The 23,243-nt window shown below is 59.9% G+C and carries 22 protein-coding genes and 1 pseudogene; 9 read left to right on the forward strand and 14 right to left on the reverse strand.

The window, feature by feature from the left end; genetic code table 11:
• Positions 1-2: 2 nt before the first annotated feature.
• Positions 3-509: a class IV adenylate cyclase gene (locus WB650_RS23800; protein ID WP_423962298.1), complete on the forward strand. Its 507-nt coding sequence runs from the start codon at positions 3-5 to the stop codon at positions 507-509.
• 58 nt (positions 510-567) lie between these two features.
• On the opposite strand, the gene WB650_RS23805 is transcribed toward WB650_RS23800, so the two are convergent.
• The 4 genes from WB650_RS23805 to WB650_RS23820 form a co-directional block, all read right to left on the reverse strand.
• The gene (locus WB650_RS23805) at positions 568-1,086 is read right to left on the reverse strand and encodes a hypothetical protein (protein ID WP_423962300.1); all 519 of its coding nucleotides are present in this window, start codon (positions 1,084-1,086) and stop codon (positions 568-570) included.
• Between the two features lie 296 nt (positions 1,087-1,382).
• Complete coding sequence (locus WB650_RS23810; protein WP_423962302.1) at positions 1,383-1,895, reverse strand: BON domain-containing protein; 513 nt, start codon at positions 1,893-1,895, stop codon at positions 1,383-1,385.
• A 277-nt stretch (positions 1,896-2,172) separates the two neighbouring features.
• The gene (locus WB650_RS23815; protein ID WP_422305714.1) at positions 2,173-3,750 is read right to left on the reverse strand and encodes a sulfatase; all 1,578 of its coding nucleotides are present in this window, start codon (positions 3,748-3,750) and stop codon (positions 2,173-2,175) included.
• Positions 3,751-3,779: 29 nt separating this feature from the next.
• On the reverse strand, positions 3,780-4,373 hold the full coding sequence (locus WB650_RS23820; protein ID WP_422305712.1) for a TetR/AcrR family transcriptional regulator: 594 nt from the start codon (positions 4,371-4,373) through the stop codon (positions 3,780-3,782).
• Between the two features lie 372 nt (positions 4,374-4,745).
• On the opposite strand from WB650_RS23820, the gene WB650_RS23825 reads away from it, so the two are divergent.
• Positions 4,746-5,210, forward strand: a complete 465-nt coding sequence (locus WB650_RS23825) for a low molecular weight phosphatase family protein (RefSeq protein WP_423962305.1) — start codon at positions 4,746-4,748, stop codon at positions 5,208-5,210.
• 51 nt (positions 5,211-5,261) lie between these two features.
• Here the strand turns inward: WB650_RS23825 and WB650_RS23830 are convergent, their stop codons facing one another.
• The gene (locus WB650_RS23830) at positions 5,262-7,091 is read right to left on the reverse strand and encodes an MFS transporter (protein ID WP_422305708.1); all 1,830 of its coding nucleotides are present in this window, start codon (positions 7,089-7,091) and stop codon (positions 5,262-5,264) included.
• A gap of 292 nt (positions 7,092-7,383) precedes the next feature.
• Here WB650_RS23830 and WB650_RS23835 point away from each other — a divergent pair, with 292 nt between their 5' ends.
• The 3 genes from WB650_RS23835 to WB650_RS23845 are packed head-to-tail and all read left to right on the forward strand — an operon-like array spanning position 7,384 to position 11,430.
• Entirely contained in the window at positions 7,384-8,619 is a 1,236-nt protein-coding gene (locus tag WB650_RS23835) for a cytochrome P450 (RefSeq protein ID WP_422305706.1), read from the forward strand.
• A gap of 45 nt (positions 8,620-8,664) precedes the next feature.
• A complete protein-coding gene (locus WB650_RS23840) occupies positions 8,665-9,024 on the forward strand; it encodes a VOC family protein (protein ID WP_422305704.1) in 360 nt (119 codons plus the stop codon).
• 33 nt (positions 9,025-9,057) lie between these two features.
• On the forward strand, positions 9,058-11,430 hold the full coding sequence (locus WB650_RS23845; protein WP_423962307.1) for a CaiB/BaiF CoA transferase family protein: 2,373 nt from the start codon (positions 9,058-9,060) through the stop codon (positions 11,428-11,430).
• An 18-nt stretch (positions 11,431-11,448) separates the two neighbouring features.
• Here WB650_RS23845 and WB650_RS23850 read toward each other — a convergent pair whose 3' ends face one another.
• Positions 11,449-12,624, reverse strand: a complete 1,176-nt coding sequence (locus tag WB650_RS23850; RefSeq protein ID WP_422305700.1) for an NAD(P)/FAD-dependent oxidoreductase — start codon at positions 12,622-12,624, stop codon at positions 11,449-11,451.
• Between the two features lie 61 nt (positions 12,625-12,685).
• Between WB650_RS23850 and WB650_RS23855 the strand changes: the two genes are divergently transcribed.
• The 4 genes from WB650_RS23855 to WB650_RS23870 all read left to right on the forward strand — a co-directional run bounded on the left by WB650_RS23855 (position 12,686) and on the right by WB650_RS23870 (position 16,206).
• On the forward strand, positions 12,686-13,798 hold the full coding sequence (locus WB650_RS23855) for a cobalamin-independent methionine synthase II family protein (RefSeq protein ID WP_422305698.1): 1,113 nt from the start codon (positions 12,686-12,688) through the stop codon (positions 13,796-13,798).
• A gap of 86 nt (positions 13,799-13,884) precedes the next feature.
• On the forward strand, positions 13,885-14,445 hold the full coding sequence (locus WB650_RS23860) for a carboxymuconolactone decarboxylase family protein (RefSeq protein ID WP_423962309.1): 561 nt from the start codon (positions 13,885-13,887) through the stop codon (positions 14,443-14,445).
• A 24-nt stretch (positions 14,446-14,469) separates the two neighbouring features.
• Positions 14,470-15,255, forward strand: coding sequence for an SDR family oxidoreductase (locus WB650_RS23865; protein WP_422304335.1), 786 nt, complete (start codon positions 14,470-14,472; stop codon positions 15,253-15,255).
• Between the two features lie 3 nt (positions 15,256-15,258).
• The gene (locus WB650_RS23870; RefSeq protein WP_422304336.1) at positions 15,259-16,206 is read left to right on the forward strand and encodes an LLM class flavin-dependent oxidoreductase; all 948 of its coding nucleotides are present in this window, start codon (positions 15,259-15,261) and stop codon (positions 16,204-16,206) included.
• Positions 16,207-16,209: 3 nt separating this feature from the next.
• Here WB650_RS23870 and WB650_RS23875 read toward each other — a convergent pair whose 3' ends face one another.
• The 8 genes and pseudogenes from WB650_RS23875 to WB650_RS23910 form a co-directional block, all read right to left on the reverse strand.
• Positions 16,210-16,632, reverse strand: coding sequence for a BON domain-containing protein (locus tag WB650_RS23875; RefSeq protein ID WP_422304337.1), 423 nt, complete (start codon positions 16,630-16,632; stop codon positions 16,210-16,212).
• 15 nt (positions 16,633-16,647) lie between these two features.
• Positions 16,648-17,022, reverse strand: coding sequence for a hypothetical protein (locus tag WB650_RS23880; RefSeq protein ID WP_422304338.1), 375 nt, complete (start codon positions 17,020-17,022; stop codon positions 16,648-16,650).
• An 81-nt stretch (positions 17,023-17,103) separates the two neighbouring features.
• A complete protein-coding gene (locus tag WB650_RS23885; RefSeq protein WP_422304339.1) occupies positions 17,104-17,400 on the reverse strand; it encodes a BON domain-containing protein in 297 nt (98 codons plus the stop codon).
• Between the two features lie 152 nt (positions 17,401-17,552).
• On the reverse strand, positions 17,553-18,137 hold the full coding sequence (locus WB650_RS23890; RefSeq protein ID WP_422304340.1) for a hypothetical protein: 585 nt from the start codon (positions 18,135-18,137) through the stop codon (positions 17,553-17,555).
• 501 nt (positions 18,138-18,638) lie between these two features.
• Positions 18,639-19,250, reverse strand: a complete 612-nt coding sequence (locus tag WB650_RS23895) for a hypothetical protein (RefSeq protein ID WP_422304341.1) — start codon at positions 19,248-19,250, stop codon at positions 18,639-18,641.
• A gap of 190 nt (positions 19,251-19,440) precedes the next feature.
• Positions 19,441-21,246, reverse strand: a complete 1,806-nt coding sequence (locus tag WB650_RS23900) for an ATP-binding protein (RefSeq protein WP_422304342.1) — start codon at positions 21,244-21,246, stop codon at positions 19,441-19,443.
• A 62-nt stretch (positions 21,247-21,308) separates the two neighbouring features.
• Positions 21,309-22,676 carry a sigma-54-dependent transcriptional regulator gene (locus WB650_RS23905; protein ID WP_422304343.1) on the reverse strand — a complete coding sequence of 456 codons (1,368 nt, stop codon included), beginning with the start codon at positions 22,674-22,676 and terminating at the stop codon, positions 21,309-21,311.
• A gap of 200 nt (positions 22,677-22,876) precedes the next feature.
• Positions 22,877-23,243: pseudogene (locus WB650_RS23910) on the reverse strand (hypothetical protein); the annotation flags it as partial.

The raw sequence follows: 23,243 nt of genomic DNA on the forward strand, positions 1-23,243 counted from the left end.
AAATGAAGAACCTGGAAGCGAAGTTCCCGCTCACCAATCATGCCGAGGCCGAGGCGCGCGCGAGCGACCTTGGATACACCCGGCGCGCGGTACTTCATCAGCGCGACACCTTTTTTCGCGTCGCGAACGGCAAGCTGAAGCTGCGCGAGGAAAACGGCACCGCCGTTCTCATCTACTACCATCGCGACGAGAGCGGCCCGCTGATGCTGAGCAACTACGAGATTGTGAAGGTCGCTGATCCGCCGCGGACCCTACGAATTCTCGCCACCGCGCTCGGCCCAATTGCGGTCGTTGAAAAAGTACGTACCCTGATGATGCGCGACAACGTGCGGTTCCATCTCGATCAGGTCACGCGGCTCGGCGACTACGGCGAGATCGAGGCGGTGATTGCGGACGGCGACGATCCCGAGCGCAGCCGGAGCGCAGTGAACGAAATCCTCGCTGCGCTCAATGTAGGGCAGAGCGATCTGATCGAGATGTCGTACTTCGAGATGATCGCGAAGGTTTAATCCCGGGGCATCACTTGTCGAGGAACTTGCTCGCACCTGGGCTGGCGCGCCAAGCGCTTCAAACTGGCCGCGAAATAACAGAATGGCCGACTAGTTTGTAAGATACCTGCATGACGAGTGAATGCGTCCGGCTCATCACCATCGTAACGAGCCCCCAGGCCGACTCCAGGCGTCCCACGGCGGTCCTGCGCCGGATGGCAGCCTTCAAGTCCCGATCGTCCAGGTTCGCCAACGCCTCGCGCCGAATAGCTTCGGTGATCTTGCCAAAGTCACGCACCGGCTCTTCGATCTTTTTTGCTGGCGTATCAATAGACCCGAGCGGGTCCGACGCCTGCGCCTCCATGCTCTTCATCGATTCACGAATCTGGCGCAGGATGAAGATCACGTCTTCTCTGCTATTCGGAATTCCGAGCAGAGATGCGCGCGACAATGCCTGTAGCTCCTGATTGGTGACGCCCAGGCTCTCGATACTTTCGAAGTCGCCGTAGAATTCTTCGAAGGCGCTGCCCTGAGTCGATTGACCTTCGATTTGATCGTCCGAGGGCTGTGGTTTCGCGTGATGTTCCATGTCCGACATAAGTACTCCCCTCCCGAGGCAGTAATGCCTAGTCTCTCGCCAAACGTTTGCTACTAATTAGTCACCATCACTTCACATGGTGAATTAGTTACCAAACTTACTTTCTGTAGTGTCTATATATTACATACAGGAGTCAAGCACTACATGTTGTTTCACGAGCAGTTTGCGTGGGTCTTAGAGCGTAAGCAACAATTAGAGTTGCTTAGGAGAGCGAAAGGTAGCAGATAAGTACTTAGAGTAGTGAAAAAGATCATCCGACGCCGGAAGATTCCGTCAAAGCAGGCAGGGCGGCGTGCTTAGAACATCGATCCTGGGTGGACGAAAATCATGTTGCTGATTTGCTTGTTCGGATATATTGACGAAGCCACGCTGGCAGCGCGATCCTTGGCAGCTTGCCCGACAACATTGCCCGAAAGGTAGATGTACGGTCCCACGACTCGCGCCTGCACGTCGGTGAAGCCGTTGGTGAGGAGCTGGGTGTTGATACGCTCTTCTTCCTGGGCCCATTTGCCGGTCTTGGTCCGCAGATTGTCGACGACAGAATTGACGCCGGGCACACTGTTCGCCGTCTGCTCGGCCATCGCCCGATCCTTGTCGTCGAAGACCGTCCCGTAAAGCACCACCACGCCCTCGGCCGCCGTGTAGGCCTTCGCGCCGTTGAGCCGAGGGTTACTGCGCAAGGCAGCATTGACCCGGTTCATCAGTTCCGCCTCACGATCGGCGTGCGCCATCGACGACGCGCTCACTACGGTCAGAATCAAAACGGCGATGGTCAGGAATGCGCTCGAGGTGCGATACGGCTTGATCATACAGCTGGCTCCAGACGTGGATTTCAAGAACTTAGGTGCGCATCAGCGATCCGTCAATACAGCAGGCCGACCTCTCCCCACGAACTGGGCGAGGCGAAGAAGGAGCCGGGATTCTTCGCTTCGCTCTGAATGACACAAGGCAGAACTTGAGAGCGAAATGGCGTCCTCGCCATTTCGCGATTAATGCTGGGTGCAGGGGTCACCCCTGCCGAAGGAAGTGTGAAACCCACCGCGGGTTTCACATTCAATAAAGTGATTTCCCCTTCCATCCCTCCGCTCACGCCGGTGCTTCGACCGGCAGCTTTGGATTCCGCTCCGGGGGCAAATTGTCATACAGGTCGGCGCGCAAATCGGATTTCAATTTCGCATACGCGGGATCATCCCACAGATTATGCCATTGCATCGGATCTTCGCGCAGGTTGTAGAGCTCGCCTTCGGTGCCGTCGTAGCGGATATCCTCGATCGGGAGGCGCGGCGCGAGCATGGGAGGAACGCCGGCGAGATCGAAGCCGTAGTCGCGCGTCGACTTCTCGTAAACCGTCAGCGTGTAGCCGTCCCGGTAGATGCTCCGCAGATGCATCCCGATGGCGGCGAACTGGCTGTCCCATTCGGTGATTACGCGCTCGCGGCCCGAGCCCGGCGCGATCGGCAGCGGCTTGCCCTGCATCCAGTCCGGAACTGGAAGGCCGGCGATTTGGCAGAAGGTCGGCGCGAGATCGAGCTGCCCGACCGGCTCCGCGATTTCGTTGTGCGCGACGTTGGCCGACGGCGCTGGGCGCCAGATCATCGGCAGGCGCATCAGAGCGTCCACGTGATAGGGGCCCTTGTAGAGCAGGCCGAAGTCGCCTTGCAGCTCGCCGTGGTCGGTCGTGAAAAAGACGTCGGTGCGCGATTCCCATCCGCGCTCAGTGACGCGCGCGAGCACGCGTCCGCATGCCTGATCGATCAATTCGTTCTCGACGTGGGTCATCGCATTGACTTCGCGAACCTGATCCTCGGTCATTTGGCACGGAACGAAGCTGGAGGGGCCGCCTTCGAAATTGCCGAAGCGGCCTTGATACCAATCGAGCCAATGGCGCGGCTTGCCGGCGAGTATCTTTTCGATCTTCTCACGCGAGCCGGGATAGCCCGCTGGCAGATCGAGATCGCGCCAGTTGATACGACGCGCCTCGTCCTGCGGCGGATCCCAAGGATGGTGCGGGTCGGGAAAGCTCATCCACACGAACCAGTTGTCGTCGGGATCGAGCGAGTCGAGGTACGCGATTGTGCGCGAGGCAACCCAGTCGGTGTGGTAATGCTCGCGCGGAACGGGATTGTACTTCACTTCGGGCGCGCCGGTGTCGCCGCCCGGGAGTGCGCTCAGAATCGGTGCGAAGCCAGCGATTTCGTCGGGATGGTTCTTCAGCATCCACTGCGAATAGTGCCATCCGCCGATCGGGACATGCATCGCAAGTTCCATCCGATCGAAGCCGCGGTATGGCCCGGTTGAATTCTTGCCGGCCATCTTGTTCTCAAACCATCGCCCCTGCAAATCGAAGGCGGGCTCGAAATGCGCCTTGCCCAGCAGCGCGGTATGGTACCCCGCCTTCTCGTGCAGATACGCGGCGACGCTTGGCGAGTCGGGCGGCAGTGCGACGCCGTTGGCGACGACGCCGTGAGTCCGCACGTACTGGCCGGTGATCATAGTGGAGCGTGCCGGCATGCAGACCACGTTCTGGTTGTGCGCGCGCCGATAATTGATTCCGCTGCTGGCGAGCCGATCGGCGACTGGCGTCTGCGCGATCTTGCCGCCGTTACATCCTAGCGCGTCGTAGCGCTGCTGATCGGTGGTGATAAAAAGAATGTTGCGTCCCATTTGTCTTTGCGGTCTCCCCCGTTGGAATTTTATTTTGCGAGCAATGCGCGAATAGTCGTCGCCATCACCCCGCGCGCCTCGGTTTCGGACAGCCCCTGATGCCGCCGCATCTGCTCCCACGCGACCCACGACGTAATCACATCGAGCGCCGCGGTCGCCGCCCGCCTTTCATCTGCCGCGAGTTTGGATAGCTCGGGCGCAAAAACGGCAATCGCGGCAGCGCGCGTCTGATTGCGCGCATGCTTGAGGCGCTTGGCAAGGGCAGCGCGAAACGGTTCCATCAACACCGCGGCGCGGCGCACGGGCGACAAGGTCTCGAGCAGGCGGCCGCGCTGCGCGGAAAATTCTTCGACGCGTCGCGGCAGAGGGAGCGCGACAGAAATCGGCACGGTGAGTGGCTTGACGCGCTCGGCCTGCCGATCGGCGAGCTCGCTGTAAATGGCTTCGAGATCGTCGAAGTGATGGAACACGAGCCGCAGCGAGACGCCAGCGCGTTCGGCGATACGCGCAGCAGTCGGACTGAGATCGCCTTCATTGAGGAGGTCGAGAAGAGCGTCCACCACGGCATGGCGCGTGCGAGCGGAGCGGGCGAAGCGTCCATCGAGGGCGGCTAGCTGCGGCATAAGGTGGTCGAAGTTATTGCATCCACAGTGTAATTACAAGGCCGAGAAGCGCTCGAACACTCAACATCCCCTCTGCCGCTCCCCCTTTTCCGTCCTCACGGAAAGGAAATTAGGTGGCACTAGACAAGAGGGAAGAGGAACCGGACGCAAAGAAATCCTTCCCCCTACAAACTTCCGAACGGAGACGAAGTCCCGCACCTTCTCTTTTCGCCGGGTGCAGGGGTCACCCTGCCGAAGGAAGCGTGAAACCCACCGCGGGTATTACATTTGGGTAGTGTCTCACTTTGAATTTCCGCGCGGCGCGCTGTAGATCGGGGCTCCGCCGTCGCCGATCCGCCCGGTCTGTATTGAGTCCAGCCGCCAGAGGTTCAAATGCGTGGCCCGTTGTGCTTTCATCGCATGATGGAGAAGGTTCTCTGCGTCTGTGTTGGCAACATCAGCCGCAGCCCGATGATGCAGGCGGTTCTTCAGCAGCACCTTGGTACCACCTTCTTAGTCGAAAGTGCGGGTTTGCGTAAGGAGTTGGCAGGCCGTCCCGCCAATTACCGCTCTGTCGCGTGCATGAAGGAACGCGGGGTTGATTTGAGCGGCCATATCAGCCGCTGGATCGGGGACTTAGATCTCGGCCAGTACCGATGGATCGTTTGTGTCGGCCACGACGAGGCCGATGAGGTGCGTTCCGCCCTAAGCGCAGACTCGGCCAGCGTGATGGTTGCGAACGAACATCAAGGCGGCATCTCGGACCCCTACGAACTTGGGATGGCCGGTTATCGGGACTGCCTGGCTCTGCTGGACCAAGTGATGCCGCAGGTCGCGCAGCGCATCCGAGACGCGTGAGCAGTCTTTCAAACTGAGACACTACCTACATTTGACCTTCGATGCGCGTCTTCACCCCACTGCGCGTTCAGGGGTACCTTCACGAATAGCTTCTACCACCTGGCCCAAATGTGCGCGGACGACGTCCGCCGGCACTTCACCCGCAGCCAGCCGGCGGGCGGGACCGAGACGCATCAGATGGAAGACGAAGATTGCGAAGGCGAGCCCTCCCGCCACGACAATCAGCGAGATCATCGCGCCGGGATCGGCTCTGAGCGAGCTGACGCGATGCAACACGTAGATGACCGAAATGATCGAGACCGCGATCGACATCGTGGCGACCCTCATCACGTCGCGCACCGGCTGCGATGCGCCCCTGGCCAGATAGCGCTTCAGCTCGCCGCTGGAGAAGTAGTCGAGGAACCATCCAACGTCCTCGTCGTGGCCGGGAGTCGGCGGCGGCACGCTTGCTCCGGTCATCGGATCGACGGCAACTTCGCCGCGTCCGTGAAGCTCGATGCCTTCGAGGATCGCATTGTGAATCGTCTGCGTGATCGGGAAGCGCCATGCGATCAGAAACGAAAGCGCGGAGCAAGTCGCGGGCGCGAGCGCGAAGATCGCCCGAATCGCAAAAACCACCTGTGGTGTCTGCACGTGATTCGCTTTGTAGCCAAGCGAGGCGAGAATCGCGATCGGAACCGCAGCGCTCGGAATCGCGATGAACTTCGGAAGCATCGACCAGAACGCGGTGTACTGCGCCTCGCGCCGCTTGCCGGTGTACAGCTCGTCATAATCGATCACGTCGGCTTGCATCGAGGGCGTCAGGAACAAGCCCGCGCCGAAGCCGATACCGGCCCAGCAAATCACCACCATCAGCCAGTGGATGTCGCCGGGCCGCAGCAGGAACATCGCAGCGCCGCCGCTGATGCCCAGGAAAAAGCTGGCGAGCCACGTATTGAGCTTGCCGATTCGACGCGCGATCCAGACCCACATCGGCATCGACAGAAATCCAAGTCCGAAGTAACCGACCAGCAACTTTGAAAGCCAAACGTCTGGATTGGGCGGGCGGATCACGTAGGCATTGAAGAACGGCATCATCGTCGCCGGAATCGCGCCGGCGATGCTCCCAACAACGTAGCTGGCGAGCAGAATCCCGAACGGACGATTGCGCAACGCGCGCCTGACGCCGGGCACCAGCGGATTCGACTCACGCGCGACGAAATCGGGACGCTCCTTTATTGTCACTACCAGCAATGTGTAGAGAACGGTGACCAGGATGCCGAAGAAGATACCGAGCCGGAAGTACGCCTGGCGCTGACTCAGATGAAAGGTCCCGATCATGACGCCGGGAGCGCCTGCGGCCACGATCGTCCCCAGGATGGTAAACGACTCGCGCCACGCGAACAGGCTCGAGCGGTCGTTATAGTTCTGCGTCAGCTCCGGTCCGAGCGCGTAATGCGGCAGAACGTAGATAGTATGAAATACAAAATAGAGTATGAAGGTCACGCCGAACCAGATTGCCGCGCGGCCACCCGTAAATACCGCGGGCGGATTCAGCAGGCAGAAGAATGCGACGCCGCACAGCGGAGCGCCTATCAACATATACGGACGGCGCCGGCCAAGGCGCGTGTGCGTGTGATCGGAAATCCAGCCCATCAGCGGGTCGCTCAGCGCGTCGAGCGAACGAGCGATCGCAATCGCCATCGCGAGAAATCCGAGCGGCACCAGCACCACGTCGGCATAGAACTTCGGCATGTTGATCAGGATCGGGATAATCATCGCGGCGCCCGCGAAACTCGGCGCGCCGTATAGAATCTTGGTCTTGAGGCTCAATGGCTGGTGGGAAGTATACGCGGCAGTGGTGGCGCCTCCGCCCGTAATTTTCGCATCCGCTGAATCCATCGAGACCTCCGGACTGCTCGCACTATTCGGAGTGCGAGTCCCAGCGTGATGTTAGATTAGTTACCCGCGGAATGGGAACGGCGAAATGCAGCCGATTCGCTGCATAGCGAATTGACGCCGCTAGCGGCCTTTGAACTCCGGCTTGCGCTTCTGCATGAACGCAAGCGGCCCTTCCTTGGCGTCGTCGCTGAGGAAAACGTTCGCGGGTTTCACGTTAGGTTCCGTTGACGCATGCGGCTCCGCTCTTGGTAGATTAGAACCCATTCTAATTTCGGCTCCGGGAGGAATCGCCGTGGAAGCTGGCGAGATCAATCTGCTCGACCCGTTAATTTTCGAGGACAAAGTTCCGCACGAGTGGTTCACCTGGCTGCGGCACGAGGCGCCCATCTTCAGACATCCCGAGCCCGGCGGTCCTGGCTTCTGGGTGATTACGCGCTACGACGACGTGGTCGAAGTGGGCCGGGACGGCGTCACCTACTCCTCGGAGCAGTCGCGCGGCGGCGTCGTTGCGCTGGAAGACGTTGAGGCGCAGGCCGACCTGTCGTCGCAGGGCCGCATGATGCTCACGATGGACGCGCCCGATCACACGCGCTACCGCTCGCTGGTAAATCGCGGATTCACACCGCGCATGATCAACGCGCTCAGCGCTCACATCCGCGAGATGGTGACGAAAATCCTCGATCCGGCGCTCGAGAAGCGCGATTGCGATTTCGTAACCGACGTCGCCGCCGAGCTTCCGCTCCAGGTGATCGCCGAGATGCTTGGGGTCCCGTACGAAGATCGTCACAAGCTCTTCGAATGGAGCAATCGGATGATTGGCAGCAAGGATCCCGAGTACGCGGTCAGCCAGGACAAGGTCCAGCAGGCAGCGATCGAGATGTACATGTACTCGAACGAGCTCGCGAAGCAGCGGCGCGAAGATCCGCGCGACGACATCGTCACGGCGCTGCTCAAGGCGGATCTCGACGGCGACCAGCTCTCGGAGATGGACTTCAACGTTTTCTTCCTGCTGCTCGCGGTGGCTGGCAACGAGACCACGCGCAATGCGATGTCGCATGGAATGCACGCGCTGATCGAGCATCCCGATCAATTCGCGATGCTCGCCGACAATCCCGCGCTGGTGCCTTCGGCTACCGAGGAAATCCTGCGCTGGGCGTCGCCGGTGATGTTCTTCCGTCGCAACGTGACGCGCGAAACTGAGCTGCGCGGACAGAAGTTCAAGCCGGGCGACAAGGTCAGCATCTGGTATATCTCGGCGAATCGCGACGAGGAGATCTTCTCCGACCCGTTCACCTTCGACATCCGGCGCACGCCCAACCAGCACGTCGCGTTCGGCGGCGGCGGTCCGCACTTCTGCCTCGGCGCGAGCCTGGCGCGGATGGAGATGAGCATCCTGTTCGAGGAGCTGGTGAAGCGCATCGCGTCGGTGGAGCGCACCGGCCCGGTGAAACGCCTGCGATCTAATTTCATCAACGGCCTGAAGCATTTGCCGGTGCGAATTACGCCGCGCGCGCGCAAAGCCGCCTGAGCAGAGTACTCGAGATCGGAAATTCTTTTCTTTGGAGGTGCCACAATGATCGATCATATCGGCATTCCAATTTCTGACATCGCCCGCAGCAAGCAGTTTTTCATCGCTGCGCTGGCGCCGCTCGGCTACAAGGTGATTAGGGATCTCGGAGAGGCTGTCGGGATGGGTACAGAGACGAGGGCCGACTTCTGGATGGGCAAGGCTCAGCCGGGGAGTCCGTCGCACATTGCATTTTCCGCGCCGGAGCGAGGCCTCGTCGACGCATTCTATCAGGCGGCGATAGCGGCAGGCGGCCGAGACAACGGAAAGCCCGGCATTCGCGCGCAATACCATCCGGATTACTACGGCGCATTCGTGTTCGATCCGGACGGCAACAACATCGAGGTCGTGTGCCGTAAAGGCTGAAGACTCTGCGCAGCTTCAGTGACGAGGGATCAGATGGCGTCTGACTTCGAGCGTCCGCTGGCGGGCATCCGCGTGATCGATCAAGCGGACGAGAACGGCGAGATGTGCGGGCGGCTGCTCGCGGACCTCGGCGCCGAAGTGATTCGCGTCGATCCGCCGAGCGGAGCAGCGTCGCGCCGCTTACCACCGTTTCACGACGACATCAGTTTGTATTTCACGGTCCGCAACCTCGGCAAGAAGAGCGTCACGCTCAACCTGGAATCCGCCGAAGGCCATCCGCGACTCGAGAATCTGTTGGGCGCGGCCGACGTATGGATCGAATCGCATCGCGCTGGCGACCTCGATCGTCGCGAGGTTCTCGGGCGTCATCCGGGACTCGTGATCACGTCTATCACTGCATTTGGACTGACGGGTCCGTATCGCGATTATGCCGCGACCGATGCGGTACTCGTCGCGATGTCGGGATTGCTTTTTCGATCCGGCGTCCCGGGCAAGCCGCCGCTGTTGCCGCCGGGCGCGATCGCCTACGACGTCGCAGGCACGACTGCGGCCTTCGCAACCGTCGCAGCGCTGTGGGATCGCGCGAAGACCGGACGCGGGCAGCATCTCGATGTGTCCGTGATGGAAGCGGCGGCGCAGACGTCCGACTGGGCGATGCCGAGTTTCAGCGCGTCGAAAGCGCGCGGCGGCTCATATTACGAGATTCGCACCGGATCGGCGCCAGTCTACACTATGTATCCATGCGCTGACGGCTACGTCCGCCTGATCATCCTGAATCCCCGGCAGTGGCGCGCGATGCGTGCGTGGCTCGGCGAGCCGCAGGTCCTGCAAGCCGATCACTTCGACTACCTGCTCGGTCGGATGTCGATCCAGCACGATATCCTCGATCCGATGTTCGCGGAATTCTTCAAGGACAAGAACAAGCTCGATCTCGCGCGCGAGGCGCAGCGGCGCGGCCTGGCGATGACACCAGTGCTGAGTCCTGACGAAGTGCTGGCGGCCGATCATTTTGCGGATCGCAAAACGTTTCGCGAGGCCGAAGTGGCGGATGGCGTGAAGGGTCGCGTCGCCGACGGCTTTTTCATCCTCGACGGACGCCGGCTCGGCTTCACCGGCCGCGCGCCAGCCGTTGGGGAAAATGATCGCGAGCCGTTAGCGCCCATCGCGAAGGCGTCGACGCTCGCCGACGCTACGCAGCGGCGATATCCATTCGCAGGCCTGCGCGTGCTGGATTTCGGAATCGGCGGCGTCGGCGTCGAAGCGGGCCGGCTGCTGGCGGAATACGGCGCCGACGTGATCAAAATCGAGACCCGCGCGCACCCCGATTTCATCCGCGCGATATACGGCACGGAAATGAATCCGGCGTTCGCCTCGTCGAGCCGATGCAAGCGCAGTTTCGGTATCAATCTCCGCACCGAGCGCGGACTCGAGATTATCAAACGGCTCGTCGCCGTCGCCGACGTGGTCATCGAGAACAGTGCCACGGGTACGATGGAAAAACTTGGGCTCGGCTACGAGCAGATGCGCGAAATCAATCCGCGGATCGTGCTCGCCTCGAGCCAGCTCATGGGCGCGACCGGCCCGTGGAAAGATTGGATCGGATTCGGTCCAAACAGCCGCACCGCCGGCGCGATGACCTGGCTGTGGAATTTTCCCGAAGGCGGGATGCCACCAGGCTCCGGCGCGATTCATCCTGATCATCTCGTCGGCCGCATGCTGGCTCTGGGAGCAATCGCGACGCTGCTCGCCCGCGAGCGTCAGAGCGGCGGCCATCTCGAAGTCGCGCAGGTCGAAGTGATAATCGGACTCCTCGCCGACCTGATGCTCAAAGCTACGCTCGCGCCGGGCACCGTCGAACCGCAGGGCAATCACAATCCTCGTGGCGCGCCGTGGGGCGTTTACCCATGTGACGGGAACGAGCGCTGGTGCGTGATCACGATTCGCGACGATGACGATTGGCGCAGGTTCCGCGCGGCTATCGGCGATCCTGAGTGGGCGCGCGCCCGCGAATACGAAACTGCGCGCGGGCGAATTGAGGCTCGCGGGGAACTCGATCGAAACGTGGCCGAGTGGACCTGCGCGCATACCGATCGCGAAGTGACCGAGATACTGCAACGTGCCGGAGTGCCTGCAGGCTTCATGATGTACGCGAGCGACATGCCGACCGACCCGCATCTGCTCGCGCGTGGCTATCCTCAACCAGTCGATCAACCTGGAGTGGGCTCAATGATGTTCGAGGGGCCGGCCTTTCACGCGTCGTCGATCCCCGAACCGAGCGTCGCGCCGGCGCCCGCGCTGGGTGAGCATACGCGCGAAATCTGCCGCGCGATTCTTGCGATGCCCGACGCGGAAGTGTCGAAGCTCATCGCGGAAGGCGTGCTCGAAGATTCTGAAGGTAAGCAGTGAACCTGGCGTCCATCGAAATTAGACGGCGTTGCCCGCGCACCATCCGCTCGACCACGCCCACTGGAAATTGTAACCGCCGAGCCATCCGGTGACGTCAACCGCCTCGCCGATCGCGAACAGGCCGGGCACGGCGCGTGCTTCCATCGTTTTCGAAGAGAGCGCGGCGGCGTCGATCCCGCAGACGGTTACTTCGGCTTTCAGCCATCCCTCGGAGCCTGCCGGTTTGAGCTGCCACCGTTTTAGCCGCTGCGCCAGTTGGGAAAGCGTGTGGTCTGGGACATTAGCAATCGGAAGATTGGACGCAGCATCAATGGCGAGGGCGTGCGCGAGGCGCGTCGGAAGCACCTCAGCCAGTACGGTTTTGAGTTCAGCTTTCGGCCGCTTGTGCTTTCGATCCGCGAGGAACTTTTCTATGTCCAACGAAGGTGTAAGGTTGAGCGAAATCGTTTCGTCCTCGCGCCAGTACGACGAAATCTGCAGAATCGCAGGACCGGACAGACCGCGATGGGTGAATAGAACCTTCTCGCGAAAACTGTCGCGGCCGCATGAAGCGATAGCGTCCACCGATACGCCTGCGAGATCTTTGCAAAGTTCGAGCGTCTCGTCCGTCATCTTCAACGGCGCCAGTCCGGGCCTCGGTTCGATGACTTCAAGATCGAAGCGTCGCGCGACGTCGTAAGCGAAGCCGCTCGCGCCCATTTTTGGAATCGAAAGGCCGCCGGTCGCGATCACCAAGGCAGGCGCGGTGAAGATGCCCTTGTCGGTCTCGATGCGAAAGTGATCCGAGCGCGTTATTCCCATCACGCGGTGTCTGTTGCGCAGATCGACACGGGCGGCCGCACACTCCGCCAGCAGCATCGCCAAGATCTCACGCGCCGATCCGTCGCAGAACAACTGGCCCAGCGTTTTCTCGTGATAGCGAATGCGATGGCGCTCGACCAGCGCGATGAAATCGTGCTGCGTATAGCGGCTGAGCGCGGATTTGCAGAAGTGCGGGTTCGCGGAAATGAAGCGCTCCGGCGCAATTTCAAGATTGGTAAAATTGCAGCGTCCGCCGCCCGAGATGAGAATCTTGGCGCCCGCCTGATCGTTATGCTCGAGCACCAAAACGCGCCGGCCGCGATTCCCGGCCGTCATCGCGCACATCAGCCCGGCCGCCCCGGCGCCCACGATCACAACGTCAAACGATTCCATCGCTGGAGCGCATTATGTCAAAGGGCGCCGGATTCGCTACAACGATTTCAGGAGAACCGTGATGGGAATCGAATATCGCGCGGAAGTGATCGGATCGATGCTGCGGCCCGGTTATCTCAAGGATGCGCGCAAGCGATGGGAGGCTGGAAGTCTCGGCACGCTGGACTTCAAGCGGATCGAAGATCACGCAGTCGATGAGATGATAGCGTTGCAGGAGCGATGCGGGGTTGACGTGGTGACCGACGGTGAGATGCGGCGCACCCATTTCATCGCGCCGTTGACCGACGTGATCTCGGGCGTCAAGCCGATTCCCGCATTCACGCGCGTGTGGCGCCGGCCGCATGAGAAGAATCAAAAAGCGGAGCAGACCAATATCCAGGTGCAATATGCGGTGGTGGATAGAATTCATCGGCTGCGATCGCTGACCAACGAAGAATTCGCGTATGCACGCGGTCGTGCCACCAAGCCGCTCAAGGTCACGCTGCCCAGTCCGCTGATGATGACTCTGCGATGGTCGCCCGAATACTCGCGGGACGCGTATCCGGATCCGTTCGCGCTGTTTCGCGACTCCGCCGATATCGTGTGCGAGGAAGCACGCGAGCTGGCGGCGCTCGGATGCGAGTACATCCAAATCGACGCGCCGGAACTCGGGATGCTTTGCGATCCGGATCGCCGGCGCGAGGACTTCGCTGATCGCGGGATGGATCCCGAGCGGCTGCTGACCGAGGGCATCGACATCATCAACTCGGTCGCCGACGTCCGCGGCGTCACCTTCGCGCTTCATCTGTGCCGCGGGAACAACAAGGGCTACTACGTCGGCGAGGGAGGCTATGAGTCGGTCGCGAAGGAGGTCTTTCAGCGCGCCCGAAACTTTTCGCGCTTTCTGCTCGAGTACGATGATTGGCGCTCCGGTTCTTTCGAGCCTCTGCGCGAAATTCCGCGCGACAAAACCGTGGTGCTGGGTTTGATCTCGACCAAGCGCGTCGAGCTCGAGTCGGCAGCGGGAATCATCGAGCGCATTGACGAGGCGAGCAAATTTTTTCCACGCGAACAAATGGCGCTGTCCACGTCATGCGGTTTCGGCACGGTATGGGAGGGCAATCCAATCCCAGAGTCGACGCAGGAAGCGAAACTGCGACTGGTGGCCGAGATCGCGCGTCGCGTGTGGCAATGAAGGATCGATCGGCTGGAGAAAATCCCGATTGTGGATTAAAGCTGGTCGAATGAAACCGGCTCAATAACGATGACGGAGGAGTACCTGTGACTGCGAGAAAACAACGAATTCCGTTCCGCGATTTTTCCACTTTGAGCGCCGAGGATCGCGAGATGGGCGAGCGGAACAAGGTCAACGGCGAGGTCGTCAACATCTTCAGAGTGTTGATGCAGAATCCGAAGCTGGCGCGAAGCTGGTCGCGCTTTGCCGGCTACATTCTGGGCGGTCAATCGCTGCCGGCGCGCGATCGCGAGATTTTGATCCTCCGCATCGGCTGGCTGAACCAGGCGCCTTACGAATGGGAGCAGCACGTGCGAATCGGCAAGAGCGCCGGTCTCACCGACGACGAGATCGATCGCATCAGCAAGGGTCCGAAGGCGGGATGGGATAAGCACGAGGCGGCCCTGATCCAGGCGGCCGATGATTTGTACGAGAATTCCGTTGTCTCGGACGAGACCTGGAAGCAGCTATTCGGGCGTTACAGTATCGAGCAAATGATGGACGTGGTTTTCACGATCGGGCAGTACAACCTGGTCTCGTGGGCGCTCAATAGTTTCGGCGTGCCGCTCGACGACTACCTGCCGGGCGCGCAGAAACAGAACCCGTAACCAACAATGCCAGGGTGAAATGAAATGGATCTTCAACTCAAGGGAAAAACGGCGCTGGTTCTCGGCGGCAGCAAGGGACTCGGGCGCGGTGTGGCCGACGCGCTCGCAGCCGAAGGCGTCGCGGTCGCGCTGGTTGCGCGCGGTCAGGAGGCGCTCGATCGCGCCGTCTCCGAAATCTCGTCGCGCGGCGCCAAGGCGGTCGGATTTGCGGCGGACCTCGCGAACTGGCCGACGGTCGAGGATGCGGCCAACGCGGCGCGCAAAGAACTGGGCCATATCGACATCCTGGTAAACAATTCAGGCGGGCCGCCGCCGTCGGGTGTCGTGGGTGTGTCGGCGAAAGTCTGGGAGGATCAGTTCAACGCGATGGTGATGCCGCTGTTTCGAATCACCGACATGCTGATCGGCGACATGCGCGCGCGCAAGTGGGGGCGAATCCTGAACATCGCATCTTCAAGCGTGGTCGAACCTATTCCCACGATCGGAGTCTCGAATACTTTGCGCAGCGCGATCGTCGGATGGGCCAAGACGCTGGCGACGGAGACTGCGCGCGACGGAATTACAGTCAACACGCTTTTGCCGGGGGCGATTCTCACCGATCGCATCGTGCAGCTCAGCAGCGCGGCTGCGGAACGTCAGAAAATTACTGTCGAGGAGGCGATCCAGCGAAACACGCAGACGATTCCGCTTGGACGGCTCGGCACACCGGCGGAATTCGGCGCGGTCGCGGCGTTCCTGGCGAGTCCGCTGGCGGCCTATGTGACGGGTTCGTTGATCCGCATCGACGGCGGCGCACTTCGATCGGTGTGACTTATGAGTAATGCACTACCGCTGAATTCCAAGATCCGATTTGGCGCGATGGCGACGGCTGCCGATCGCGATCACGCGCTGAAGACTGTCAAAACGTTGTCGGAATGGGGTTACGAAAGTATCTGGACCGGAGACCACGTCGCGTTTACCGGACCGGTCGACGATCCGCTGACGCAACTAACCTACCTGTCGGCGCTAAAGCCGAACCTGATTTTCGGCACCAGCATTTTCCTTTTGCCGCTGCGTCATCCCACGACGGTTGCGAAGATGGTCGCAACCGTGGACCGCTTGATGGGCGCGGGACATTTCATTTTCGGGGTCGGCGTCGGTGGCGAATTTCCGCGCGAATACGAGGCGTGCGGCGTCCCGCTCAAACAACGCGGCGGGCGCGCAAACGAGGCGATCGAAATAATCAAGCGCCTGTGGACCGGGGAACCGGTCGACTATCACGGCAAGTATTTCAGCTTCGAGAAAGTCACCATGCTGCCGAAACCGCGCACTCCCGGCGGACCACCTATATGGGTCGGCGGCCGCGCCGAAGGCGCGCTAAGACGCGCCGCGCTGCTGGGGGAAGGATGGATGCCGTACGTCGTCACGCCAAAACGCGTCGGTGAGGGACTCGAGTTCATTGCGCGTGAAGCGGAGAAAGCGGGCCGCAAGTTCGAGCATTTCGGAACGGCGCTGCATCTGTTCGTGACTCTTGGCTCCAGCTACGAAGCTGCGCTCGATATCTCCGCTACATATCTCAGCAAGCGCTATGCGATGGACTTCCGCGAACCTGCGAAGCGCTACGCCGCGATCGGCAAGCCGGCGGACGTCGCGGCGAGAATTGACGAGTTCGTCAAAGCGGGAATTCGCGACGTCAACGTAGATGTTATCTCAGCGTCGGCCGAGCGCGACGCGCAGCATGAGCAGTTCGCTAAGGAAGTGATCCCTTTGCTGCGGCGATGAGTCTTAATGCCAGGTTAGCTTGTCCTTTACGCCGACCACGCCCTTGGTGTTGAGGGCGATCGATTCCGCTTCCTTCGCCTTTTCGGCTGACGCAACTACTCCGCTCAACTGGATCATCCCATGATCGCAATCGACTTCGACCGGGTATTGATCGGAGATGCCTTGTTCGGCGAGTAAACTCTTCACCTCGGTTATCAGGAGGTCATCATTCGCGCGTTCGGCGGGAGAGTTGTAATGATGCTCGGCGGAGGTCTGGACGTCGTCGTGTTCGAGTGTGATCGACTTATTGGTAGTGGTGGCTGGCGCGTCAGATGCGGCGTCCGGACCGGTGACAACTGTTGCCAGTTCTGCACGCGAGCTCGATGCGGGCAAGGCAAGACTGCACAGCAACATCGCACTAACGACTTTGACTCTTACGAACTTCATGTTGTACTCACACAATTAGTTGCTTTCCTGGTAGGTCTTCTTCTGGTAAGTAGTCGTGGTTTCTTCCTGTGAAGGCGCGGGTGCATTCATAGGAGTCACGGTTGAAGACTCGCTGTGATACGAGCTCGAGCTTTCACGGGTTGCGCTGTTATCGGCGTCGGTTGAATTAGAGCTGCTCTTTTCCTCAGTGGTGGTCACCGTGGTCGGGGGCGGCGTTACTACGACTGGCGCAGGTTGAACGACTACTTCTGGCGGCGGAGATGGGACGTAGGTAGTTGTCGCGTTGGTTTCTTTGATCCGTTCGGTGGAGGTGGAGGAGCCGCATCCGCTGATGAAAGGTATGGCAGCGATACTCACGAGTGAGATAGCTATTCGGATTGAATTCTTCATGGCTTGAAACCTCCTCGGTTTCGGCTTACGGGAACGCAAAAATAGGCTAGTTAGCAATGTTTTGCGGATAGGTATCGATAGCTATTCGAACGAGATCCGCCAGGGGATTTCACTATTGGCTAGCTGGACATCCGCGATGCTGTCGGCAACAAATACCGCACGCTCGGCGGCGGCCCATGAATCTGCGTTGCCGGGTATAGTAATCACGCCGTGGTCAGTATGCACCTTCACGATGCTTCGCATAATTGGGCGAGAGTTACCGGCGGTGGTTGTTGGATACTGCATGCTAGACGAAGGATTCAGACTGAAAGCAGTCCCAACCATTGCCAGGAATGCTATGACCGTCGTCAATAGTGCCCAGTGATGTTCGCGCTTCATTTGCCTTTCCTCCGGAAATTGACAAATTGCTCGCTAGAAGAGGAGCAAAGGCCATACCACAGGAGCTTGGCTTGGCAATGTAGATTATTCAGTAAAGTGCGCGTGTAGAATTTTCCGCGTTCCGACGATGCCTGGAAATTCAGCGGAAATTTTCAATGGGCGCGGTTGAAAGTACGCTCAGATAAGACCGGACGTTCCAGAACGTAGACACGAGTTTCGGGAGCAGTACGCGATAATTCAGTAGTGAACTTGCCGCCGGATCCAGCCAGCAAGGTCGAGTCGCATACGATGTGATCGAAACTCTGGTTGGACTGGAGCAAGCTTAGTCCTTCGTCGGAAGAGCCCACCATCACGACAGTGCATCCGCTGCGCTCGAGAGATTGCTTAATCGCGCTATCCTCGCCGGGTGTGTCGGTAATCAAAAGCGCGGTACGCTGAGATGGTTCGGAGGAAAGTGATGGGTTTCGGTTGATCCTGGAGCGCTTTCGATTGCGTGCCGGGCGCATCGAGGCGACCAGCTCTTCCGCGCGCGCGTAGTCGTCCAAACGATGAATGCGCTGAGATGCCTTTTCGATCAGACGGGCGAGGCGAAAGATCTCTGCCTCGAACGCAGATGCCTCGACTTGGTGCTGCAAAAGTGAGATGCGCAGGCTGATCGCATTCAGAACGTCATTGAGCTCGCTCGCAGCGTTTTGAACCACCTGGACGATTGGATGGGGTCTCCGCGATTTTGCCATGTCGGAACTCCACACCGACCTCACGGAGCCATTCTCAGACATCGGATTCGACCGCATCTCGCAAAGGTTGCGTGCGTGAAGAGGAGCCGTCTCCCGATTCGTGGTTGCTGGAATCGGCGACGATACTCCATATCTGATAGCTCCACTTAGTCGCTGCTCGCGGTTACAACCGTATGCCGTTCGCTCACGGTCGAACGCACCTTCCTATTCAGAGTCACGAAGGTCCGCTGTGCAGCCGATGTAATTAATCTTAGTGCGCATTTTTGATCGCAATTCATGCTGAAGATGACAGAATAAATTATTAGAGGTTACGACCAAACTCGTGACTGCATGAAAAAGGGAGCAAGTATAGGGCCATCAACACAAATACCGCGCCACTTAGCTTTTGTAGCGATAAACTGGAGTAATTTCTTCACGATTCCGGTAGTGCGGTAAAAATTGCGATGCGATCATGCATAATGCGCGGTCGAAATGTTACCGAGGGAACAAAAGATATTTGCGCTATGGCGCGGGCGGTGTAACTGAATCCGCCAGTTTCGGCAGCGGCTCGAACAAGGTCGAGGCTTTAGTTGCGAGACTGACTGCCGCCACACTGTCTCGATCGGCCAGCGCCTTGTTAGCTTCCTGCAATAATTTCTGCGCGAGAATATCGCGCTGAGAATCGTCAGCCGAAAGATTCTTGCGATCGATCCGTCGCGACATCTTGTCGACATCCTGAATCAATTTTGCCGCTTTCGCAGAGTTGGAGTCGTCTGACGGCCCTGGTGATTCCAGCGCGGGCGTGCTGACGCTCGGAGTTGTTCGCGCGCCCGCCCCCCCACTGGGATCTGCCATCGCGAGTGACGGACTTGAGGCTGGAGTTGCGCGATTTCCGATAGCTTCCACGGGAGCGGGAGCGGCACCCGTCTCCGGATTGCTCTCGAGGCTTACGTCTGCGTTTGATGGTCCCGATCCTTCGATCCGGTTGGCCACACTCGCCGCTTGCTTCGAAGCCAGCGCTGCGGCGGCGGATGCATTCGCAGCCTCTTTCGCGGCGATGGCAGCATTCTCCGACGCGGCGCGCGCCTGCTTTGCGGTTTTCTTGGCGGTCCGTCCAGGCGTTTCCTCGGCCACCGGAGATGCGATCGGAGTAGGCGTCTCACTTGGAGTTGGCTCGATGGTTGGTGTCGGCGTCGAAGAAGCGCCGCTGAAAAAGTTTGAGAACCAGCTCGAGCCCGAGGTTCCGCCAGCGCATCCGACGAGAAAAATCAGTGATAGCGAGAGGACATGGGCAAGCGGACGGATTGATCGCCGATCGATTCGCTTAAGCCGCGCTGGACACCGCTGGTTTGGCAGGCGCATTGGATGCAAGGGGAATAGTTATCTTACATATGGTACCTTGGCCAACTTCTGAATCTATTGCTATCTTTCCGCCGTTTAGTTCTATCGCGCGCATCGCGAACGGCAGACCCAGGCCGCTGCCGCCGGTCTTGGTGGTGAAGTACAAGTCGAAAATCCGATCGAGTTGCTCCTTGGCTATTCCGGGACCGTGGTCGCCGATAGTCAGTTCGACCGCGTTGCCCTGCGACTTGCTGGAAAGCGTCATCTCTCCACCGTCCGGCATCGCTTGCTCGGCGTTGGTTATCAAGTTGGAGAGTGCTTCATAAATCAATCCGCGATCGGCTTGAACCGACGGAAGCGCGGGATCCAGCTGGTACTCGACTTTGATTTTTTCAGAATTCACACGGGCGCCGAGCTCCTTGAGCAACTCATTCACGTCGAAATCGCTGAGCTTCAATTGCTCGGGCCGCATGAACCGCAGCAGCGCCTCGACCGCTTCGTCGAGCCGGGTCACCTCGTGGCGCAATTTGTCGATGTGCTTTCCACCCGCCTCGCCCGCTTCATGGCGCAGCAGCTCGAGCCTCATGTTCATCCCGTTCAGAGGGCTGCGCAGCTGATGAGCGAGACCGGAAATCAGCGTTCCAAGGCGCGCCAGCCGATTGGACGAATCGAGCGCGGTTTCCAATTCGATGACAGGCTTCAAATCTCTCAGCACGATCAGCAGACCCGCCGGAACCCGCTCGCGCCCCAGGCGAAAGAATGAAACCAGGTAGGTTCCGCCGGCGGGAAGCGTAATCGGAACGTCGTGCGCCTCGGTGCCCTCGACGGTAGATTGCACCAGCGCCTGCAGAGGATGGGCGGGGTCGAGCGCAGAGACGAGCGAGGTACCTTCGAGCGAGCCGTTCTTCGGCGCCAGACGCTCCTGCGCTTCCTTGTTGGCGAACAGCACTACGCCGCTGGCGTCGAGCAGCACGACCGCATCCTGGATCGAGCGGACGACGTCGAACAGATGAGACTGGTCGCTGTCCAATCGCGATCGATCAGCGCGGACCTGGCGCGACAGTTCGTTGAACTTCTCGGCCAGCGTGCTCAGCTCCCCGGGACCCGAGACCTTCAGCTCCGAAGGACTCTTGCCGGCGGCGAGCTGTTCAAACCCACTGGTGAGGTTGGCAAGTTGGTCGAGAATCCGGTTGGAGATCAGCACTACCGCGAGCATCGCGGCCGCGATTACGAGTCCGGCGGTGGCAACGATAACCACCAACAGATGACGAGCCTGATCCGCGATCAGCGCGGTGGTCACGCCGACGGAAATTGTCGCGGCCGGCTTACCGTTGATGTCCACGCGGCGGCGCGCCTCGTAAACTTTCGCGGTCAGAAGACTGGGCAGCGAGGTGAACAGGAGCCATTGCGAAGCCTGCTCCTCGAGTTCCCTGACACTCGGCAGGCTGAGCGCAGGCTTCCCCTCGCCGTCACCGTTGGCAGCAACGATCACGGTATCGTCATCGCCGACGACCGAAGCCGCCACCACTGCGGGGCCGAATGCAACCGTCGAATCGAGCAGCTTGCGGACCGGCTGGCTGCCGCGAAGTGCGGTGGTCACGTCACCGTTACTCTGGGAGAGCGCGAGGCGCACCTGTTCGAAGATTTGCGCGATCATGAAGTCGGTCGAGCGCGACATGTCGTCGATCATCGTGGCTATTCGCGAGTCGATCGAGATGATGCTGAGAGAGATCGTAGGAACGAGCATCAACAGGAGAGCAATCAGAGCCAGTCTTGCTCGCAGATGCATGGACTCCTCGCGCAATGATCCCGCACTCGGACTCGACCGAACCGCGGACGACTGGTGTCGAGCTAGGTGCGGTCGGCGCCGAAACGTTCGAGCTTATTGTATAAAGTTTTCGCGCTGACTCCGAGAATCTCGGCGGCGCGGGTCTTGTTGCCGGCGGTGAACTCGATGGTGCGCGTGATCATTTCTTTTTCGACGTCGTCGAGAGAAGTGCCCAGCGGAATCTTGATGAAGCCGCCGTCACCGCCGCCGCCCGCCGCGCGAAAGTCGTCGGGCAAATCGGTTTTGCGGATGGTGCGGCCCTCGCAGACGATCAGGGCGCGCTCGATGACGTTGCGCAACTGGCGCACGTTGCCCGGCCACGGATGCGCCTGGAGCGCCTTCATGCATTCCTCGTCAACCCCGGACACATCTTTTTTGTTCTGCTCCGCGTAATGCTTGACGAACATTTGCGTGAGCTGCGGCAGGTCGTCGATACGCTCGCGCAGGGGCGGCAACACGATCGTGAAAACGTTCAGCCGGTAGAAGAGGTCCGAGCGCAGCTTGTTCTCGCGCACCGCCTGCTCGATGTCGCGATTCGACGACGCTAGCACTCGCACGTCCAGCGGTATCTCGGCGGTGCCGCCGACCCGGCGCAGCCGCTGCTCCTCGATCACGCGCAGCAGCTTGGGCTGCAGCTCGGCCTTCATCTCGGTCAACTCGTCGAGCAGCAAAGTGCCGCCGTTGGCGACTTCGAAGCATCCTTCCTTGCGCCGGTCGGCGCCGGTGAACGAGCCGCGCTCATGTCCGAACAGCTCGCTCTCCATCAACGTCTCGGGAATCGCCGCACAGTTGACCGGCACGTAAGCCGCGTCGCGCCGAGGCGACAGTTCGTGAATCGTGCGAGCGACCAGCTCCTTGCCGGTTCCGCTCTCGCCGGTTATCACGACAGAGGCGGAAGATTGCGCCAGCCGCTCGATGGCGGTGATCACCTTGCGCATCGGCAGCGAACGTCCGAACAGGGGGCCCAGCTCGCCTGCCTCGGCCAGGCGGCGGCGCAGGGTCGAGTTCTCTTCGCGAATATTTATGTTGTCGGCGATGTTCTTGAGCACGCGCTGCAGATGCGCCGGATCGACAGGCTTGCGCAGGTAGTCGATCGCGCCCTGCTTGAGTGCTTCGACCGCGTCGGGAATCTCACCCTGCCCCGAAATCATGATGGTCGGCAGATGGATGCCGAGCTCGCGGATATCGTGCAGAAGCTCGAGGCCGCTCTTTCGCGGCATCCGCAGGTCGGAAAGCAGGATATGCGGGTCGAAACTGCTGATAAGCTCGAGCGCGCGGACGCCGTCCTCGGCAATCTCACCGCGGAATCCCCACACCGCAAGCGACTCGCGCCACTCCTCGTGGGTGTTGACGTCATCTTCCGCGATCAGAACCCGGATTTCATTTGCCATAATTTTTCCAGACGAAACGTGGCGGAGGTTTGCTGATTCTGCCGAAGCATTGCAACAACCATGCACAAGCTGGTTCGTCCAAAAATATTATGACTTATATAAGATTTTCGCTCAAAAGCCTTTTCGGATGCTCGGCTATTGAGTAATTATTACTCTGTAATTCCTACCGACCGCCACGCCAATCCACTCTATATCCGGTCTTATGCCGCGCGATGCGCCGGATCGACGGCGGTAGTGGCATTCTCGGAGGTTGAAGACGCGCGACGCGTTTCGAGCTGATAGAGCTTCGGATCGGCGCGGATCGTCTTCCACCAATAGCGGATGGTGCTGCCGGACCAGTTGTTGGTAATGCGCCCGGCGTCGTTCTTGTACCAGCTCTTCCCGGTGGACGCCCAAACTCTTTGCTGCAGCTCTTTTTGCTGGACAGCATCGAACTCGTCCATGACGTCGCGCCGCAGGTCGATAGCGGAAGCGCCGGTTTCGTCCAACTTTCGCAGACAGTCGAGGATGTAGTTCGCCTGGCATTCGATCATGAAGATGATCGAGTTGTGCCCGAGGTTCGTGTTC

The organism is Binatus sp. (SeqCode) (assembly GCF_049584895.1).
Classification (GTDB): domain Bacteria; phylum Desulfobacterota; class Binatia; order Binatales; family Binataceae; genus Binatus.

What these genes read in the sequence shown, in the direction of transcription:
- WB650_RS23800 (WP_423962298.1), top strand. Translation starts at nt 3, where the DNA reads ATGAAGAACCTGGAAGCGAAGTTCCCGCTCACCAATCATGCCGAGGCC.
- WB650_RS23805 (WP_423962300.1), bottom strand. Translation starts at nt 1,086, where the DNA reads ATGTCGGACATGGAACATCACGCGAAACCACAGCCCTCGGACGATCAA.
- WB650_RS23810 (WP_423962302.1), bottom strand. Translation starts at nt 1,895, where the DNA reads ATGATCAAGCCGTATCGCACCTCGAGCGCATTCCTGACCATCGCCGTT.
- WB650_RS23815 (WP_422305714.1), bottom strand. Translation starts at nt 3,750, where the DNA reads ATGGGACGCAACATTCTTTTTATCACCACCGATCAGCAGCGCTACGAC.
- WB650_RS23820 (WP_422305712.1), bottom strand. Translation starts at nt 4,373, where the DNA reads ATGCCGCAGCTAGCCGCCCTCGATGGACGCTTCGCCCGCTCCGCTCGC.
- WB650_RS23825 (WP_423962305.1), top strand. Translation starts at nt 4,746, where the DNA reads ATGCGTGGCCCGTTGTGCTTTCATCGCATGATGGAGAAGGTTCTCTGC.
- WB650_RS23830 (WP_422305708.1), bottom strand. Translation starts at nt 7,091, where the DNA reads ATGGATTCAGCGGATGCGAAAATTACGGGCGGAGGCGCCACCACTGCC.
- WB650_RS23840 (WP_422305704.1), top strand. Translation starts at nt 8,665, where the DNA reads ATGATCGATCATATCGGCATTCCAATTTCTGACATCGCCCGCAGCAAG.
- WB650_RS23845 (WP_423962307.1), top strand. Translation starts at nt 9,058, where the DNA reads ATGGCGTCTGACTTCGAGCGTCCGCTGGCGGGCATCCGCGTGATCGAT.
- WB650_RS23850 (WP_422305700.1), bottom strand. Translation starts at nt 12,624, where the DNA reads ATGGAATCGTTTGACGTTGTGATCGTGGGCGCCGGGGCGGCCGGGCTG.
- WB650_RS23855 (WP_422305698.1), top strand. Translation starts at nt 12,686, where the DNA reads ATGGGAATCGAATATCGCGCGGAAGTGATCGGATCGATGCTGCGGCCC.
- WB650_RS23865 (WP_422304335.1), top strand. Translation starts at nt 14,470, where the DNA reads ATGGATCTTCAACTCAAGGGAAAAACGGCGCTGGTTCTCGGCGGCAGC.
- WB650_RS23870 (WP_422304336.1), top strand. Translation starts at nt 15,259, where the DNA reads ATGAGTAATGCACTACCGCTGAATTCCAAGATCCGATTTGGCGCGATG.
- WB650_RS23875 (WP_422304337.1), bottom strand. Translation starts at nt 16,632, where the DNA reads ATGAAGTTCGTAAGAGTCAAAGTCGTTAGTGCGATGTTGCTGTGCAGT.
- WB650_RS23880 (WP_422304338.1), bottom strand. Translation starts at nt 17,022, where the DNA reads ATGAAGAATTCAATCCGAATAGCTATCTCACTCGTGAGTATCGCTGCC.
- WB650_RS23885 (WP_422304339.1), bottom strand. Translation starts at nt 17,400, where the DNA reads ATGAAGCGCGAACATCACTGGGCACTATTGACGACGGTCATAGCATTC.
- WB650_RS23890 (WP_422304340.1), bottom strand. Translation starts at nt 18,137, where the DNA reads ATGGCAAAATCGCGGAGACCCCATCCAATCGTCCAGGTGGTTCAAAAC.
- WB650_RS23900 (WP_422304342.1), bottom strand. Translation starts at nt 21,246, where the DNA reads ATGCATCTGCGAGCAAGACTGGCTCTGATTGCTCTCCTGTTGATGCTC.
- WB650_RS23905 (WP_422304343.1), bottom strand. Translation starts at nt 22,676, where the DNA reads ATGGCAAATGAAATCCGGGTTCTGATCGCGGAAGATGACGTCAACACC.